Origin of the sequence: Frigoribacterium sp. CFBP 8759, from assembly GCF_014841655.1 — a bacterium.
Lineage (GTDB): Bacteria > Actinomycetota > Actinomycetes > Actinomycetales > Microbacteriaceae > Frigoribacterium.
In genome coordinates, this window is the sequence record NZ_JACYUH010000003.1 from 111,949 (window position 1) to 126,156 (window position 14,208).

Here is a 14,208-nt window from a genome sequence, read left to right on the forward strand (position 1 = left end):
GCCCGATAGACGATCGGTCAGCGGTCGAGGCCCTAGGGGCCCGTCCCACGGATCGTCCCTCCGGCTCAGGCCCCTAACAGAGAGACGGGCAGGGGAGGCTGGCTGTGAGCAGGAACATGCTCGCGTGGAAGGCCACAGCAGCAGCGCCAGTCAGCCAGAGCGCCGGAACAAGTGCGCGGTGGCCACGTAGCATGCGGCGCCCAGAAAGTGCGCACGCCAGGAGCCACAGCGACAACTGCACGCCTACCAGAATTGGCCTAGCCCACAGGAAGACGTCGCCCATGATGTCGCGCCAGAGAACTGCGACGACGATGACGACCAAGGTCGCTGCGAAGCCGACGATCAGGACCATGATCGCTCCCGCGTCGACCCTGGCTGAGATTCGCGGCGGCGCCAGCGGCTCGGCGGTGCTCATGACCCGAGACTAGACGGCTCGTCAATGTCGCCGACAGCCCCGTAGAGCCTCACAAGAAGGTGCCCGTTAGACGATCGGCGATAGGGCAAGCCCACTCTTGGTCACGGGAATCTCACGGGCCACGTGGCTTTCGTCTTTTCGTCGGTCAGACTTCAGGGCCTGGACGCTTTGCGGCGTCTCCACGAATTTCTCAGACGCGCTAAGTCGCCCCACTTTTCGGCTGCACGCAGGACGCCGAGAGTGAGCACGACGAGCAAGATGGTGGCGACGAGGACTCCGATGAGGGGGCTGCTGGTGCTGTCGTGGACGGTGTCGGTGCCGCCGAGGATGGCATCGGGTATCGCGTAGGAACGGGAGGTGCCGTCCGTTCCCACTGCCCCGTCGAGTCCGACGCTGCGGTAGGTCAACTGACCGTCGTCGCTCGTCCACGTGCCGACGCTCTGGCAGCCGTACCGGCCATCGCCTTCGCAACTCTCCTCGGTGAACGTGCCTGCCACATGCGCCTGAGTCGAGTCGTGGACGGCTGAGGCGAGAAGTAGAGCGACGACCAGCGCTGCTAGAGCGGCCCCGGCGTAGACCATGAGATGCCAGGCGCGCGTCCAGGGGCCCGAACGGTGGCAAGTTCTGTCAGGGCGCCGGTGTCTTGGGCTATAGAACCCATCATCCATTTCTGAGGGCACAACTTCGCTCACGCTGGCAAGCGTGGCACAACTCAAGGTCACCTCTGGCTATGCGCCCGTTAGGGGATCGTCATCCGTACCAACCGTTGGGGCCAGCGGCTTCGGAGAGGCGTGCGTGCTCAGCAGGATCGGTCAAGCGCCAACCGTAGGGAGCTGACTGCACGTAGCTGGCGCCGTTGCTCTCTATGCGTGCGCGCCCGTCCATGAGCCCGCTGGTGAAGACTTCCTCGTCGATCCAGATGAGGAGCTGCTGGAGCCAATCCTCGGCTTGTTCGGGGGGAGCGTAGAGCCAGTACTGGGGTTCGCCGCTGGAGGGGAGGGCGATGAGGAGTCGCGCGGAGTGGCCGTCGCGCTGGGTGAGTTCGACATCGACGTGTCCGGGCGAGGTGCGGATGTCTCGCATCTCGTAGTCGAGGTACGACAGGTCCATCCCGGCAGACCGACTCTTGTGCTCGACTCTTCTCATCGCGGTCACGATCTCTGCATCGGTCAGCATGCGCTCAGCATGTCATCTCGCTTCAACGATCCGACGCGCTGGTTGATGTGGCGCGGTAGGGGAGGCAAGAACGCCGAAACCGGAGCCCGTTAGCCGATCGTTCAGTGGAGCGATTCTTACCTGCCGTGCGGTGCGGTGCGGTGCGGTGCGGAGGGAGAGTAACTGCTGGCGCCTACGACTTCACTGTCACGAGGAAGTGCCTGTTGCGCTCGTCGACGAGTTCGCCCGACCACGGCGTCTCAAGGTGCCCGTCGTCCTCGTCGTCAAATCCGCGCAGGGCCACGCCGCTGGGAACGCGAAGAACTGGTGTCGAGGAACCATCCTCAGCAAGCACGAGAATGTCCACGACGCGACCGCGGACACGAGTTTCGATAGGGGAGTCGTGGTGGGTCTCGATCAACCGCACTTGTCCATCGGCGTCCCGCCAACGAAGACAGCCCAGGTCGACTACATCGTTGCGTTCGATCGCGGGGCCGCAGCATTCGTGCTCCCAATCGCCCACTTCGACTGTGACGTTCAAGGGTGCTCCTTCCGTGGCTCGTGCCTGCACGTTAGCGGAGCCGAAGCTGGTGCCCGATAGACGATCGGCCATCGGTCTCGAACTTCGCGTGTCAGCTCAGCGCGGCGATGACGCCTGCTACGAAGATTCCGGTCCCGAGTCCGATCGTGATGGTCATGGCCAGGAACGGGCGACTTCCCGCTCGGACACCGCCGCGCCTCCTGAGGTTGAACGCATAGGCGAAGCCTGCCGCGACGATCAGGGCACCGATGATGGTTAAGACGAGCGGAACGGTCTCCATGCTCGAACCTTATGGCAGGGCCACGACTGGCTTGGACGGCCCACCGCGGCCGGTAGGGGATCGTCTGGAGGGCGGCACGCTTCCGAGATCGACGTCTAATCAGTCCTGATGGCGTCCCATACCTCGCCAAGAGACCTGCTGGCCTTCGCTGCTGATGTCCGCCAGACGGCGTTTCGTTCGGATTCGGTGGCCTGGACTTCATCAAGGAAAAGCTCCAGGCTCCGTCCCGTCACGTACTTGAACGGAAGTGCTCGCTTACGCTCAGCAGGGGCGTTCTGATGCCCACTGATGTACTCCTCGTTAGCGAGTCCGGCGATCGCAAGCTGGTCGAGAAAGGCTCGTGGCAGGTCTCTGTTCAGGGCCAGGATGTCGTGTATTCGGTGATCGTCGACCTCGAGCAACGCACCGAATGTGCCTTCGTCAAGACCCTGACGTGACGCAAGCTCCCAGCGCTCCTCGTAGGTACCATTTTGCGCAGCCCACAGAGCTGCCGCCGGCGGCAATCTCGTATCGTCGAGCCGGTCTCGCCAGGCATCCCACATGGTGTTGCCTCCAGAGTCGTTGTTCCGTTGAGGCAGACGTTAGCTGGATCGGCATCTGTCGAGCGGTGCCATCCGCCCGATAAGCGATCGGTTACCGGTTCGAGCTGCGGTTTTGCCCGGTGGCGAATGGGCCCCGGTGAGGCGGGTGTCGCAGCGACTCTCGGGAGACCGATCCCCGCCGACTTGAGTGGTCGACGGGGATCGGTGGTGTCCAGTGGTGATCCGTTCGGCCTTAGGACACTCGCGATGTTTGGAAGTGCCACTCCTGCTGCGGGGCGTTGAAGGTCGCGGAGGAGCCCTGCTTCACAAGGGTGCAGCTGGAGTTCTCGATGTATTTCGTGGTCGTTCCGCTGTACTTCATCGAACCGATCGCGAGGCGTCCCGATCCGTAGCTGGACGGCACGGTCCATGACCCCGAATTCGTTGTCGTGCCGCTCTTGCTGGCACCGATGGTCACGCCCACATCAGCCTTGACACTGGCGACGACGTTGCTCACGGTGACTCCCGTGGTGGCGGTGATGCTGCCCGAGACAGTGAACGTGGTGGAGGTGCTGATGGCGAGGGTCACGCCCGGGCCACCCGTGACAGAGCTGTTCGCCCCGGACGCCTGGGTGAAGGACCCGGCCGAGCTTGATGACTTGTAGACAACCCGGCTTCCCGAGCAGAGAGAGTCGGTGCCGTCGGTGGAGTCTGTCCCATTGGTCGTTGTCGGTGCATTCTGGGCACCCGCGGTGGGCCCCTCGGCTGCCATCGCGCTTGTGCCACCCGCCAGGACGAGCAGGGCCGTGACAGCGACGGTGGCAAGGCTTTTCTTCATGAGTACCCCTTTGTTGTCTGGTCCGACTCGCGTCGGCTGGTCACGGCACCGGGATGGCGGTGATCCAGTAGTCGGTCCCTGCCGAGACGTCCAGGCGGACGCTCAGAGGGTCTTCCCCCGATGGCAGCGGGATGCTTCCGCTGCTGGTGAAGTCAGGTGTGCAGTCGCCCGAGTAGAACGTGCCGAGAGTGACCGTGAAATCACCGGCTGAGCAGGCGACGTAGAAACGCAGTTGCGTCAAGGACGGGTCGGGCCGGGCGATCTTGAAGGTGGCCCCGCCGGTGCCGTGTTCGTGCAGCGACGGCGAGACCGTCGTGGCGATGAAGTCGTCCGAGTCGGGGTCCTCGAGCCGTGTCAAGGGGTCGACGAGCGTGCCGCCGCTTTCAGGAGACGACGTCGTACTAGTCGGTGCCGGGTCGCTAAACACTGGATCAGTTGACGATGTCGTGCCGACGCACGCAGTCAGGCCGGCGAGGCAGACGACCGCGGCAACGGCGCCCGTCCAGGTGGTCTTCGTGGCCATCATTCCTCCTTCGCCAGGTGCTGCAATGACGCTCATGAAAGACCAGCGGGCACTCAGGTCGCAAGGCGAAACGGCTTGTTCTGCTGAGGACTAGCGATCGGTATAGTGACCGACAGACCGGTCGGAAGGGGCCACGTGGCACACAAGTCCCGCTGCGCGCACTGCGTGACCCCCACCCAGGCTCAGATCCTGGTCGAGCTGTCGCGTGGCCAGGGCTACGACTCCATCGGTCGGCGGCTTTACCTTGCACCAGCCACGGTCGCGTACCACGTCGCCAAGCTGCAAGCGAAGTTCCGGGTACCCAATCGTGCGGCGCTCGTCGCGGCTGCGTTCGTGTTCGGCATCCTGGCCGGTGATCAGTGGCCGATCGAGGCCTCCGGGCTCTTACATGCCACGCTCGCTGAGCCCTGCGCCGACGCACCCGACACCTCAGTGTCGTAGCAGCCGACCGCGGTGGTTTCGACGAACGGGTCGGGGCTGGGGCAAGGACCATGCGCGTCGCCGAGTGAGCCTGGATGGCCAGTTCGTCTTGGAAGCGGAAAAGTCATAGCAAGCGTCTCCACCCCGTGACCGATAGACAATCGGTTCGCGGACGAGTCCGTCAAGCTAGGCCGTCGTTCGGAATACGCATTCAGCCGAACACTGCTTAGCCCGGTCGGGGCACGCGGCCAGGTCGAGCAGCGCCTATCGGGTCATCGAGCGAAGCGCTTGGCGCCGGACATCGCGGAGGAGGGCAGGTTGTCCTTCGGGAGCGTTTCTCCGTCGGCCAGTGCGGTGATCCAGGCGTTTGTCGACTCGATGGCGGCGAAGTTTGAGTTCATCAAGGCCATGAGGGTCGTGTGGACGGTCTCCGCGTCGACGTGGCCGGCGTCGTTGCTGATGCTGATGGCTCCGGTCGCGTCGGAGAGGACCTCCGCCGCGATGCCGATGGTCTCTGCCTGGGCAGCGGAGGCGATGATGCAGTTGTTGGTCATGTAGCCGACGAGGGTGACAGTGTCGACGCTGTTCTCCTGAAGCCAGTCGACGAGGTCGGTCCCGGCGAAGACGGAGCCGTACTGCTTCGTGATGGCCTTCCAGGCGGGGGTGCGGCGCTGCTCGATCTCGGGGTGCAGTGCGAACCCGGGAAGGGTGGGGTTGAACACCGGGGCGTCGTCGCCGGCTGTGTGCTGGACGACGACGACGGGGATGCCGTTCGCTTCGGCGGCATCGATGGCGGCGATGATCCGCGGGAGCGAGTCCGTCGGGGCGGGGTACTGGATCTCCAGTGGGCCGGTGAAGTACTCCTGCTGGATGTCGACGAGGACGAGGGCGCGAGCGGGCGTGGTCATGGTGTGCTCCTGACGGTTGAGCCGAGATGGACATCACGAGTCTGCGTCGAGCGTGGAGTAAGCACCATTGGCACGCAGGCCGCTTTACGATGAGTACGGGCCAATTCGAGGAGGCGGCGTGAAGATCGCGATCCATGCGTTCGACGGTGTGACGATGTTCCATCTCGCGGTCCCGCAGATGGTGTTCGACGAAGTCACCCGTCAGGGGCTGGCCGACTGGCAGACGGTGCTCTTTGCTGACCGTGAGGGATCCGTCCGCACCGCCGAGGGGTACGTCATCGGAGGGGTTCGAGGACTGGGTGCCGCTGCCGATGCTGATCTCGTCGTCGTCCCCTCCTGGATCCCCGACGGGCGGGAGCCCGGACCGGCTCTTCGGAAGGCGCTCCTGGCCGCTCACGGCGGGGGCGCGACGATCGCGGGACTGTGCCTCGGAGCCATAGCCGTGGCAGACCTCGGTCTCCTTGACGGGCGGAGCGCCATCACGCACTGGCACGCCGTCGACGATCTCGCTCGGAAGCATCCCTCTGTGGACGTCGAGGCCGACGTGCTTTATCTCGACCACGGCGACGTCATCACCTCAGCGGGAACCGCGTCGGGGATCGACGCGTGCCTGCACGTCGTCAGGACCCGCTTGGGAGCGGAGGCGGCGAACAAGGTCGCCCGGAGCCTCGTCGTCGCCCCGCACCGAGAGGGAGGTCAGGCCCAGTTCATCGAACGCCCGGTACCCCAGCAGGAAGGGAACGATCCGATTGCGGTGGCGACGACCTGGGCGCTGGAGCACTTGGGGGAAGACCTGAGCGTGGACCGGCTCGCGGCAGCTGCTCATCTCAGCCGCCGGACCTTCGTCCGTGCCTTTCGTGCGACAACCGGATCAACGCCTGCCGCCTGGGTCAGGAGTCGCCGGCTCGACGAGGCCCGGCTCCTCCTCGAGAGCACGGAAATCCCGGTCGAGCAGGTCGCCGCGCACTGCGGCTTCGGCAACGCGGTGACACTGCGGCAGAACTTCGCCGAAGCTTTTGGAAGCACACCGTCGAGTTACCGGAAGCGCTTCGCCACGACCGCGTGACGCATCAGCGCATTGCTCACGTCGTGCCGTCAGGGGTGGCGGGGGTGGCTGGTGCGGCTCAGCAGCAGTCGCAGGTCTCGACCTGGCGTTCGCCCGTCAGGGCCGACACGGGTGTCTTGCAGGCATCGCCACGCCAGGCCTCGAGGCCCTCGCGGACAGCGAAACCGACGATGACGAGACCTGCCACAGGGTCAGCCCATGTCCGCCCGAACGCGAGGTTGAGGACGAGGCCGAGGAGGACCGCCGCGGACAGGTAGGAGCAGATGAGGGTCTGCTTCGAGTCGGCGATGGCTGATGCGGATCCGAGCTCGGTGCCGGTGCGGCGCTCGATCAGGCTGAGGAACGGCATGATCGCCAGGCTCACCGCGGCGAGGACGATCCCGACAGGAGAGTGGTCGGGCTCACGGAGACCAGTGAGTGACAGCACTGCGTCGACCGTGACGTAGGCGGCCAGGCCGAAGAACGACACGGCGATCACCCGCAACGCCACGCGCTCTCGCTTCTGGGGATCGGGCCCAGCGAACTGCCATGCGATCGCCGCGGCCGACAGCACCTCCACGATCGAGTCCAGGCCGAACCCAATCAAGGCCGTCGACGTGGCGACGGTGCCGGCTGCGATCGCCACGATCGCCTCGATCACGTTGTAGGTGATGGTCACGGCGACGATGATTCGGATGCGACGCTGCAGCAGGAGCCGTCGGGCCGGTACCAGCAGGGCGGGGGAAGTGGTCGTGCTCATGTGCCGGTCCCACAGCAGAGGGGGACATCGCAGCTGTCGTCAGTGCAGGGCTCTCCGTCGTCGACGGCGAGCACGACGTCGACGAGAGCCGTCAAGGCCTTCGAGAGGTGGGCGTCTGCGATCTCGTATCGGGTTGACCGGCCCTCGGGCACGGCGATGACAATGCCGCAGCCGCGGAGACATGAGAGGTGGTTCGAGACGTTCGAGCGAGTGAGGCCGAGCTGGTCAGCCAGCGCTCCGGGGTAGCCGGGCTCGTCGAGCAGCCTGAGGAGGATGCGCGAGCGCGTCGGGTCGGCCATAGCCCGACCGAGACGGTTCATGACGTCGACACGAGAGGAAAGAGTCAGCATTCACTGACTATACAGCCGAGACTGACCTGAACCTCTCGTTGCTGTCGTAACTGAGATGAAAGGGCGCTCTCAAAAACGATCGATTTCAAGTGGACTGGCCCGAGGTCGGATCAGCAGGCCAGAAAAGGCGATCGGTTCGAAGTCGGGATGTGAACCGGTCCGGGTTTTCGGAGAACCTTTATGTCCGGCGCCCGATAGCTGATTGCTTAGGTTCGCACCGTTTATGGGCCCAGGGTCGGGGATTTTGGGACGGACAAGGCCCAAGCGTTCATCGATTCGAGCACGGGTCGAAGGCCCATGCCCGTCTCGGTTAGTTCGTAGACGACCCGGGGCGGGATCTCGGCGTAGACCGTCCGGGTCACGAGCCCGGAAGTCTCGAACTTTCGGAGGCGGTTGGTGAGGGTGTGCGCACTGATGCCCGGCAGCGCCTCCTTCAGCTCGGAGAACCGGGCCGGACCTGTCAGGAGCTCGCGGACGATCAACGTCGCCCAAGGCCCGTCCAGAAGCGTCAAGAACTTCGCGATGCCGCAGTCGGGCCAGACATCCCCACAGAAAGCCATGAAAGTGGACCCTAGCCCAATAGTGCAGTTGACGTAACCGGTGCTGTCCGTGCACTAATAGCTCCTATGACCTATCTCATTCACGGCGCCACGGGTGCCCAGGGCTCGCCCGTCGTCTCCGCACTCCTCGCCGCCGGCGCGCCTGTCGCCGCCGCCGTCCGTGATCCCTCCGCGTACGCAGGTGCTGCCACGCCCGTCGCCGTCGACCTCACATCGGTTGAATCGCTGACGAAGGCGTACGAGGGTCTCGACGGCATCTTCGTCCACCTCACCGTCGGTTCCCCCGATATGCAACGCGCGCAGGCCGAGGCTGTCGTGGCGGCCGTCGCGACGGCTCGACCGGCTCGCGTCGTCGTGTCGACCAGTGGGGCGCAGATCGAGGGCGCCGGAAGCAGCCCCATGAATGTCCTCGTTCGGGGCCTTGAGGCCACCGGCGTCTCCCTCGCTGTCGTCGCGCCGCGCCTGTACCTCGAGAACCTCCTCCTGCCACCGGTAACGGCCGGTGTCGAGCAAGCTGGCGTCCTCCGCTATCCCATCCGCGGCGACTACGCCGTGTCCTGGAGCTCACACCTCGACGTGGCGGTCGTCGTGGCGCACCTCCTGCAGGATGCCTCGGTCACTGGCGTCGTGGGCGTAGGAGCCCTCCCGGGCCTTCTCGGCGCTGACCTGGCCGCAGGGTTCGCGGCCCACCGTGGCGGTGACGTTCGCTTCGAGGCGCAGACCCCGGACGGCTTCGCTGCGGTCATCGAGCCGCTCTTCGGCGCCGAGGGCGCGGCACCGGTCGTCGCCTCGTACCGCTGGCGCGCAACGCAGGAATCCGAGGTGATCGACGAGGCCACCAGCGCCCAGACGCGGCTCGGGCTCGTGCCGCGCACAGTGGAGAACTGGCTGGCCGACGTCAACTCTTGATCCACTATCTGGTCGGTGATGGCCGCTGCACGACTCAGGTTGGATCTACTCGGGTAGCGGTCATCCTCACCCTTCGGGGCTTGATCGCGCATGGCCCCTTGCGGCGGGAATGACGAGATGCGTTCCAGTTGTCTGGGGTGCGATGGTGACAAACCTGCGGGGCCCACGTGGGCGCACCCCAACTTGTGAGTTGCCAGCGGGTGCGGCGCGTGGTCGTGTCGCGGTGACGATGGCATCGACGACGACGAAACCAATCAATGAGATCCCGAGCAGGGGTAGGAACCATCTGATGCCGGCCGGACTCTTCCCGCTGCGGCCTTGTGTCTGAGCAAGGCCAGCCAGAGATCAAGTATCTGAGGCTTCGTCGCGGACCGATATGGTCATCGAGGTGCGACGCCCGGTCCGCCCTCGCTCGCGCCCAGGAGGACGCCCGTGACGCCCATCCGCCCCCGGACTGCGGCAGGTGTCGTGTCGACGCTGCTCGCCTGCCTTCTCGTGGCCTCCTGCGCTGCCGCGCCTCGCGCCTCCGTGGTCCCGCCCCCGGGTGGAAGCGCGTCTGGCCTCACGACCGTCGATGCCGACGCATGGCTCGACGGGTTCGTCCCGGCCGCCCTCGAGCGGGAGGGCATCGTCGGCGCGACCGTGTCGATCGTCGCCGACGGCGAGGTCGTCACCGAACGGGGCTGGGGCTGGTCGGACCTCGGTGACGAGCGGGCGGACCGGCGTCCCGTCGATCCCGACAGCACGCTCTTCCGGATCGGGTCGATCTCGAAGGTCGTCACGGCGACCGTCGTCATGTCTCTCGTGGAGGAGGGCGTGCTCGATCTCGACGATCCCGTCCAGGACCGTCTCGACGTCTCGCTGCCCCGCGCGTTCGACCGTCCGGTGACCCTGCGGCACCTGTTGAGCCACACCGCCGGCTTCGAGGACGAGCTGGCTGGCGTCATCGCGGGCCCGGGGGAGGGGCCGACGACGCTGCGGGACGCCGTGTCCGTCGAGCCGCCCGAGCAGATCTACGAGCCCGGCACGATCCCCGCCTACTCGAACTGGTCGAACGGAGTCGCGGCGTACGTCGCCGAGCGGGCCACCGGACGCCCGTGGGCTGAACTCGTCCAGGAGCGGGTCTTCGACCCCGCAGGCATGGTGTCCGCGACGCTCGACCAGCCCCTCTCCTCGGGCGACGCTGCCGTGGTCTCCGGGGGCTGGGACGCTGCTGGGGCGGCGGCGGTGCCTTTCGAGATCGTCTCCCCGGCACCCGCCGGCGCGGTCTCAGCCACGGCATCGGACATGAGTGCGTTCATGCTCGCCCAGCTCGGGCACGCCGCCGGCATGCTCGGGCCGGAGGCCCTCGAGGAGATGCACGCACCTGCCCTCGATGGTGACGACCTCGGCGGGCTCGCTGCCGGGCCTCGCATGACGCTCGGCCTCTTCGAGGAGGACCGCAACGGTCGCCGCGTCCTCGGGCACGGCGGCGACCTCACGGCCTTCCACGCCCAGATGGATCTCTGGCCCGACGACGACGCAGGCATCTACGTCTCCCTCAACAGCACGGGCGCTCGGGGTGACGCCACGACGGCCGTGCGCGAAGCCCTGGTGGACGGCTTCGCCGACCGGTGGTTCCCGTCCTACGCCGCGGAGGGGGCGGCCGTGACCGCCACGGAGACTGCCGGTGAGCACGCGGACGCCTTGGTGGGCAGCTACCAGGTGTCGAGGCGTGCGGAGTCGACCTTCGTCCGGCTCTTCTACGCCCTGTCGGCGGTGGACGTCTCTCGAGGCCCCGGCGACTCCGTCCTCATCTCGGCTCTCACGGACACCTCGGGGGCGCCGGTCGAGCTGGTGGAGGTCGAGCCGTGGGTCTGGCAGGAGGTCGACGGCGACCGCAGGGTCGCCGTCGACCAGGTCGACGGTGCTGTCCAGGCCGTCGGGCTCAACCCCGCCTTCACGCTCCAGCCGATGCCGGCGACGCGGCAGGTACTGCCCCTCGTCCTCGTCGCGTCCCTGGCCGTGCTGCTGCTCGCCCTGGTGGGCACCATCGTCAGGGCCGTCCGCCGGGTCTGGTCCGGGAGGCGCGTGACAGGGTCCGTCGAGTCGCGTGCAGAGACCATCGGTCGAGTCGGGGTCGCCGTCGCCCTGCTGGCGCTCGTGGTCGCCGGCGTGCTCTGGGCCACGGTCGCGTCCGCCCTCCTCAGCGACGCCGGACCGCCTGCTGCGTTCGTGCTGCGGACGGCGCAGGTCCTCACGGCCGTCACCGTGGCCGGGGTGCTGCCTGCGGTGGTCGTGCTCGTCGGTCGGGTGAGGCGCGCGCCTGCTGAGCGGGCTGCTGGGGGCGGGGCGCCCCCGCGCCTCCGGAAGGTCGTCGCCGTCGCCGGTCGGGCGTTGCTGGTCCTCGCGTTCGCGGGGCTCGGGTACGTCGCTGCGACCGGTGGCCTGCTGCTCCCCGACATCTCCTACTGAGGGGCGGCCGAACCGACCGCCGCAGGCCCGCGGATCGCTGCATGTCCCCGCGCCGCCGACCGGAGGTGACCTGCAGCGTGTTCGTGGCCCCACCGTGAGCTCTGTCGTGGAGGTGTCGGGTCCGTGTCGTGGACCTCTGGACGGGTCGTTCTTAGTGTGAGGTGCATGAACGAGACACGGATCAGCGAACTCCGGACCCAGATGGGCTGGACCCAGGAACGCTTGGCAGATGAGAGCGGCGTCACCGTCCGCACCGTCCAGAGGCTCGAGGCCGGCAACGACGGGAGCCTCGACACTCTCTCGCGGGTGGCGACGGCGTTCGGTGTGCCGGTCCGCGATCTCTTCGTCGCCGTCTCCGAGGACGACTACGGCCGCTCAGTCACTGCCCTCGACGAGCGGACCACGCGCCAGCAGGAACGGCGGGGCCGTGTCGAGGAAGGCTTCCGGGCGCTGTATTACGGGGTGGGCGTGCTCGTCACGATCGCCGTAGTCGTCGCAGTCGCCACCGATGTCGTGCCGAACGTCGCCATCTTCTCGATCCCGGCCTACTGGGTCGCCGGGTGGCTGCTGTCGGCGTTCTTGTTCCTCGTCATCCTCAGCCCCCGCCTGGACCGCGCCTACCCTCTGTCTCGTGCTGGCACGGACGAGGCGACGAGCAGGTAGCACGGCGTCTCAGTAGGGGATGGTGCGCGTGGAAACTACTGCGGGCTGATGTGCCGGTCGTGCAGTCGCGAGATGATCGAGTGTGAACTTTTCCCGCTCTGAGAGCGGCCGCTACTGGTTTCAAGGTGTGATGGGTTTGGGCGCCTTGGTGGTCATGGCTGCGATTGGGCTCCTCATGGTCTGCGGCGTGTGCCTTGCGCTGCTGACCTCGATGCTCGTTTCTCTTCCAGGGTCAGCGCCCTGATTTCAAGATCCAGGGGACCCGGGGGTCGTCGTGAGCCCAGGCGGCGCAGACCTCCTAGCCGCCCGGGTCATCTCTGGAATGGTTGGTGGGCTCCATAGCCTCTTCGTCATCTGGTCGATAGCAGTGGGATGTTGTCTTCTCGTCTGGGCATCACTGGCTGCCGTCGACGTCCTCAGCTCGAGAGGCGATAAGGGCTGGTGGTGGCGCGCTCTGGCGGGGACGCTGGCTCTCGTCGCGCTCGGATCTCTCGTCGCTGTTGTGCACGCCTCGACGATCGTCACCGTCACGGCATGCGTTGTCGTCGCCCTCGCGGCGGCAGCTCTACCGAGTGCTCTTCGGGCAGCAACGCATCGGGGACGCGGGCGCAGGCTGGCGGGTTGACCGAGAGTGCATATCGCGTCCCGACTGGGGATCGCTGGCCGGTGCGCTAGTTGCCCTCGTTGCTCCAGATGGGTCGAGCCTGGCGAGCTGCGACTGAGTAGGCGTGAGCATCGAACGTGTGCCGCGCCTCGGAGACGTCGAATTCGGGCCAGCTCACGACGAGCTCGAGCTGGCCGTCCGGGGGGACGGGCCACAGCCACAGTCGAGCCGAGGTCGTGAAGTAGGAGTCGTCGCCCGACCCGCCCTGTTCGGTGAGGGTCAACAGGGGTCCTGTCGGTGCCTTGGTGGGGTCGTCGTGGAACGCGTCGCCGACGTCAGCGACGACTTTCGTCCCGTCGTCGAGGACGACGCCGAAACGGATGCTGCGAGCGGGGTCGACTGCCCCGTTGCCCCATCGTCCGCCCCCGAACCTGTCCATGAGGGTGGCCCAGTCTCGGCGCTTCTGGTGACGGTTGCGGAGCAACCAGTGGACGTCGATCTGGAGGCCTGATGCGTGGACAGAGAGCCCAGTGACCATGACGGCGATGTCGTCGGTCCTGGCCAGGATCGTCGAAACGCCGATGCGACTCGGGATACAGTCGACAGGGGGCGCAGCCCACTCAGGAGCCATGTAGTGCTCTGACGAGTCGTCGTCGGCAGGGGTGACTTCGGGGAAGAACGTCATGAGTCACTTCACCATCCGCACCTGGTCTGCGCAACAGCCTTGGTGAACCAGTGGAACTGGTCCCGCCTACGCCCGGTCACCGATTGTCTATCGGACGCCCAGAGTGGGCATGACGAGGTGCATCCCAGTTCGTGCGGGGGCGACGTCAGCGAAGCCGCGTTGCTCGTAGAGGCGCCTGCCCGGCGGGTCTGCGGTGAGGGTCACGTAGGTCCCCGGGGGTGCGTGCTCAGCGATGTGAGCCAGGAGGGCGTCCAGGATCGCGCCTCCGATGCCCTGGCCTTGGTGGTCAGGGACGGTGGCCATGTCGGCGATGAGGAAGTACCAGGCGCCGTCCCCGACGACACGCCCCATCCCGACGACGTCCCCGGCGACGTCGACGACGTGCCGGAAAGTCCAGGAGCCGGTCAGCGCGCCGGCACCCTGGGCTTCGCTCTTGGGTGACAGGCCGCTCTCGAGTCTCAGCCGCAGGTAGTCGGCTAGGGGCGGCGGTCCGTCGAGGAGGCGGTAGTCACGGTGCAGGGGCATGCGTCGAGTCTTCCTGACGAGGGGGCGCGGGACGGGCAGCCCCGAGGGGCTT

Annotated in this window: 19 protein-coding genes; 5 read left to right on the forward strand and 14 right to left on the reverse strand. The window is 66.6% G+C overall.

The features are described from left to right. Nucleotides 1-73: 73 nt before the first annotated feature. The 8 genes from IFT79_RS10585 to IFT79_RS10620 form a co-directional block, all read right to left on the reverse strand. Nucleotides 74-415, reverse strand: coding sequence for a hypothetical protein (locus tag IFT79_RS10585; RefSeq protein ID WP_173154442.1), 342 nt, complete (start codon nt 413-415; stop codon nt 74-76). A gap of 152 nt (nt 416-567) precedes the next feature. Continuing rightward, nucleotides 568-912, reverse strand: coding sequence for a hypothetical protein (locus tag IFT79_RS10590; protein WP_192124112.1), 345 nt, complete (start codon nt 910-912; stop codon nt 568-570). A 253-nt stretch (nt 913-1,165) separates the two neighbouring features. Next, nucleotides 1,166-1,591, reverse strand: coding sequence for a hypothetical protein (locus IFT79_RS10595; RefSeq protein ID WP_192124113.1), 426 nt, complete (start codon nt 1,589-1,591; stop codon nt 1,166-1,168). A gap of 172 nt (nt 1,592-1,763) precedes the next feature. After that, nucleotides 1,764-2,111, reverse strand: a complete 348-nt coding sequence (locus IFT79_RS10600; protein ID WP_192123519.1) for a hypothetical protein — start codon at nt 2,109-2,111, stop codon at nt 1,764-1,766. Between the two features lie 91 nt (nt 2,112-2,202). After that, nucleotides 2,203-2,391, reverse strand: coding sequence for a hypothetical protein (locus IFT79_RS10605; protein ID WP_192124114.1), 189 nt, complete (start codon nt 2,389-2,391; stop codon nt 2,203-2,205). A 95-nt stretch (nt 2,392-2,486) separates the two neighbouring features. Then, nucleotides 2,487-2,933, reverse strand: a complete 447-nt coding sequence (locus tag IFT79_RS10610; protein ID WP_192124115.1) for a hypothetical protein — start codon at nt 2,931-2,933, stop codon at nt 2,487-2,489. A gap of 232 nt (nt 2,934-3,165) precedes the next feature. Next, nucleotides 3,166-3,750: a hypothetical protein gene (locus IFT79_RS10615; RefSeq protein WP_137847184.1), complete on the reverse strand. Its 585-nt coding sequence runs from the start codon at nt 3,748-3,750 to the stop codon at nt 3,166-3,168. A gap of 40 nt (nt 3,751-3,790) precedes the next feature. Continuing rightward, nucleotides 3,791-4,273, reverse strand: a complete 483-nt coding sequence (locus tag IFT79_RS10620; RefSeq protein ID WP_192124116.1) for a hypothetical protein — start codon at nt 4,271-4,273, stop codon at nt 3,791-3,793. 135 nt (nt 4,274-4,408) lie between these two features. Here IFT79_RS10620 and IFT79_RS10625 point away from each other — a divergent pair, with 135 nt between their 5' ends. Beyond that, on the forward strand, nt 4,409-4,714 hold the full coding sequence (locus IFT79_RS10625) for a LuxR C-terminal-related transcriptional regulator (RefSeq protein ID WP_162235901.1): 306 nt from the start codon (nt 4,409-4,411) through the stop codon (nt 4,712-4,714). Nucleotides 4,715-4,965: 251 nt separating this feature from the next. Here IFT79_RS10625 and IFT79_RS10630 read toward each other — a convergent pair whose 3' ends face one another. After that, nucleotides 4,966-5,601, reverse strand: coding sequence for an isochorismatase family protein (locus IFT79_RS10630; RefSeq protein WP_192124118.1), 636 nt, complete (start codon nt 5,599-5,601; stop codon nt 4,966-4,968). A gap of 118 nt (nt 5,602-5,719) precedes the next feature. On the opposite strand from IFT79_RS10630, the gene IFT79_RS10635 reads away from it, so the two are divergent. Beyond that, the gene (locus IFT79_RS10635; RefSeq protein WP_192124120.1) at nt 5,720-6,667 is read left to right on the forward strand and encodes a helix-turn-helix domain-containing protein; all 948 of its coding nucleotides are present in this window, start codon (nt 5,720-5,722) and stop codon (nt 6,665-6,667) included. Nucleotides 6,668-6,725: 58 nt separating this feature from the next. Here IFT79_RS10635 and IFT79_RS10640 read toward each other — a convergent pair whose 3' ends face one another. The 3 genes from IFT79_RS10640 to IFT79_RS10650 form a co-directional block, all read right to left on the reverse strand. Then, the gene (locus tag IFT79_RS10640) at nt 6,726-7,406 is read right to left on the reverse strand and encodes a cation transporter (RefSeq protein ID WP_192124122.1); all 681 of its coding nucleotides are present in this window, start codon (nt 7,404-7,406) and stop codon (nt 6,726-6,728) included. Then, nucleotides 7,403-7,756, reverse strand: coding sequence for a Cd(II)/Pb(II)-sensing metalloregulatory transcriptional regulator CmtR (cmtR, locus tag IFT79_RS10645; protein WP_192124124.1), 354 nt, complete (start codon nt 7,754-7,756; stop codon nt 7,403-7,405). Before cmtR ends, IFT79_RS10640 begins: the two co-directional genes overlap by 4 nt. A 221-nt stretch (nt 7,757-7,977) precedes the next feature. After that, nucleotides 7,978-8,316, reverse strand: coding sequence for a winged helix-turn-helix transcriptional regulator (locus IFT79_RS10650; protein ID WP_192124126.1), 339 nt, complete (start codon nt 8,314-8,316; stop codon nt 7,978-7,980). A 66-nt stretch (nt 8,317-8,382) separates the two neighbouring features. Here IFT79_RS10650 and IFT79_RS10655 point away from each other — a divergent pair, with 66 nt between their 5' ends. From IFT79_RS10655 to IFT79_RS10665, 3 genes are all read left to right on the forward strand, one after another. Continuing rightward, on the forward strand, nt 8,383-9,225 hold the full coding sequence (locus tag IFT79_RS10655; RefSeq protein ID WP_192124128.1) for an NmrA family NAD(P)-binding protein: 843 nt from the start codon (nt 8,383-8,385) through the stop codon (nt 9,223-9,225). Nucleotides 9,226-9,657: 432 nt separating this feature from the next. After that, nucleotides 9,658-11,679 carry a serine hydrolase gene (locus tag IFT79_RS10660; RefSeq protein WP_192124131.1) on the forward strand — a complete coding sequence of 674 codons (2,022 nt, stop codon included), beginning with the start codon at nt 9,658-9,660 and terminating at the stop codon, nt 11,677-11,679. Nucleotides 11,680-11,844: 165 nt separating this feature from the next. Further along, entirely contained in the window at nt 11,845-12,342 is a 498-nt protein-coding gene (locus IFT79_RS10665) for a helix-turn-helix transcriptional regulator (protein ID WP_192124134.1), read from the forward strand. A gap of 671 nt (nt 12,343-13,013) precedes the next feature. On the opposite strand, the gene IFT79_RS10670 is transcribed toward IFT79_RS10665, so the two are convergent. Together IFT79_RS10670 and IFT79_RS10675 are read right to left on the reverse strand one after the other, a co-directional pair. Next, nucleotides 13,014-13,631 (reverse strand): hypothetical protein, encoded by a 618-nt coding sequence (locus tag IFT79_RS10670; RefSeq protein ID WP_192124136.1) that lies wholly within the window; start codon nt 13,629-13,631, stop codon nt 13,014-13,016. 87 nt (nt 13,632-13,718) lie between these two features. After that, nucleotides 13,719-14,156 carry a GNAT family N-acetyltransferase gene (locus IFT79_RS10675; RefSeq protein ID WP_192124138.1) on the reverse strand — a complete coding sequence of 146 codons (438 nt, stop codon included), beginning with the start codon at nt 14,154-14,156 and terminating at the stop codon, nt 13,719-13,721. Nucleotides 14,157-14,208: the final 52 nt, after the last annotated feature.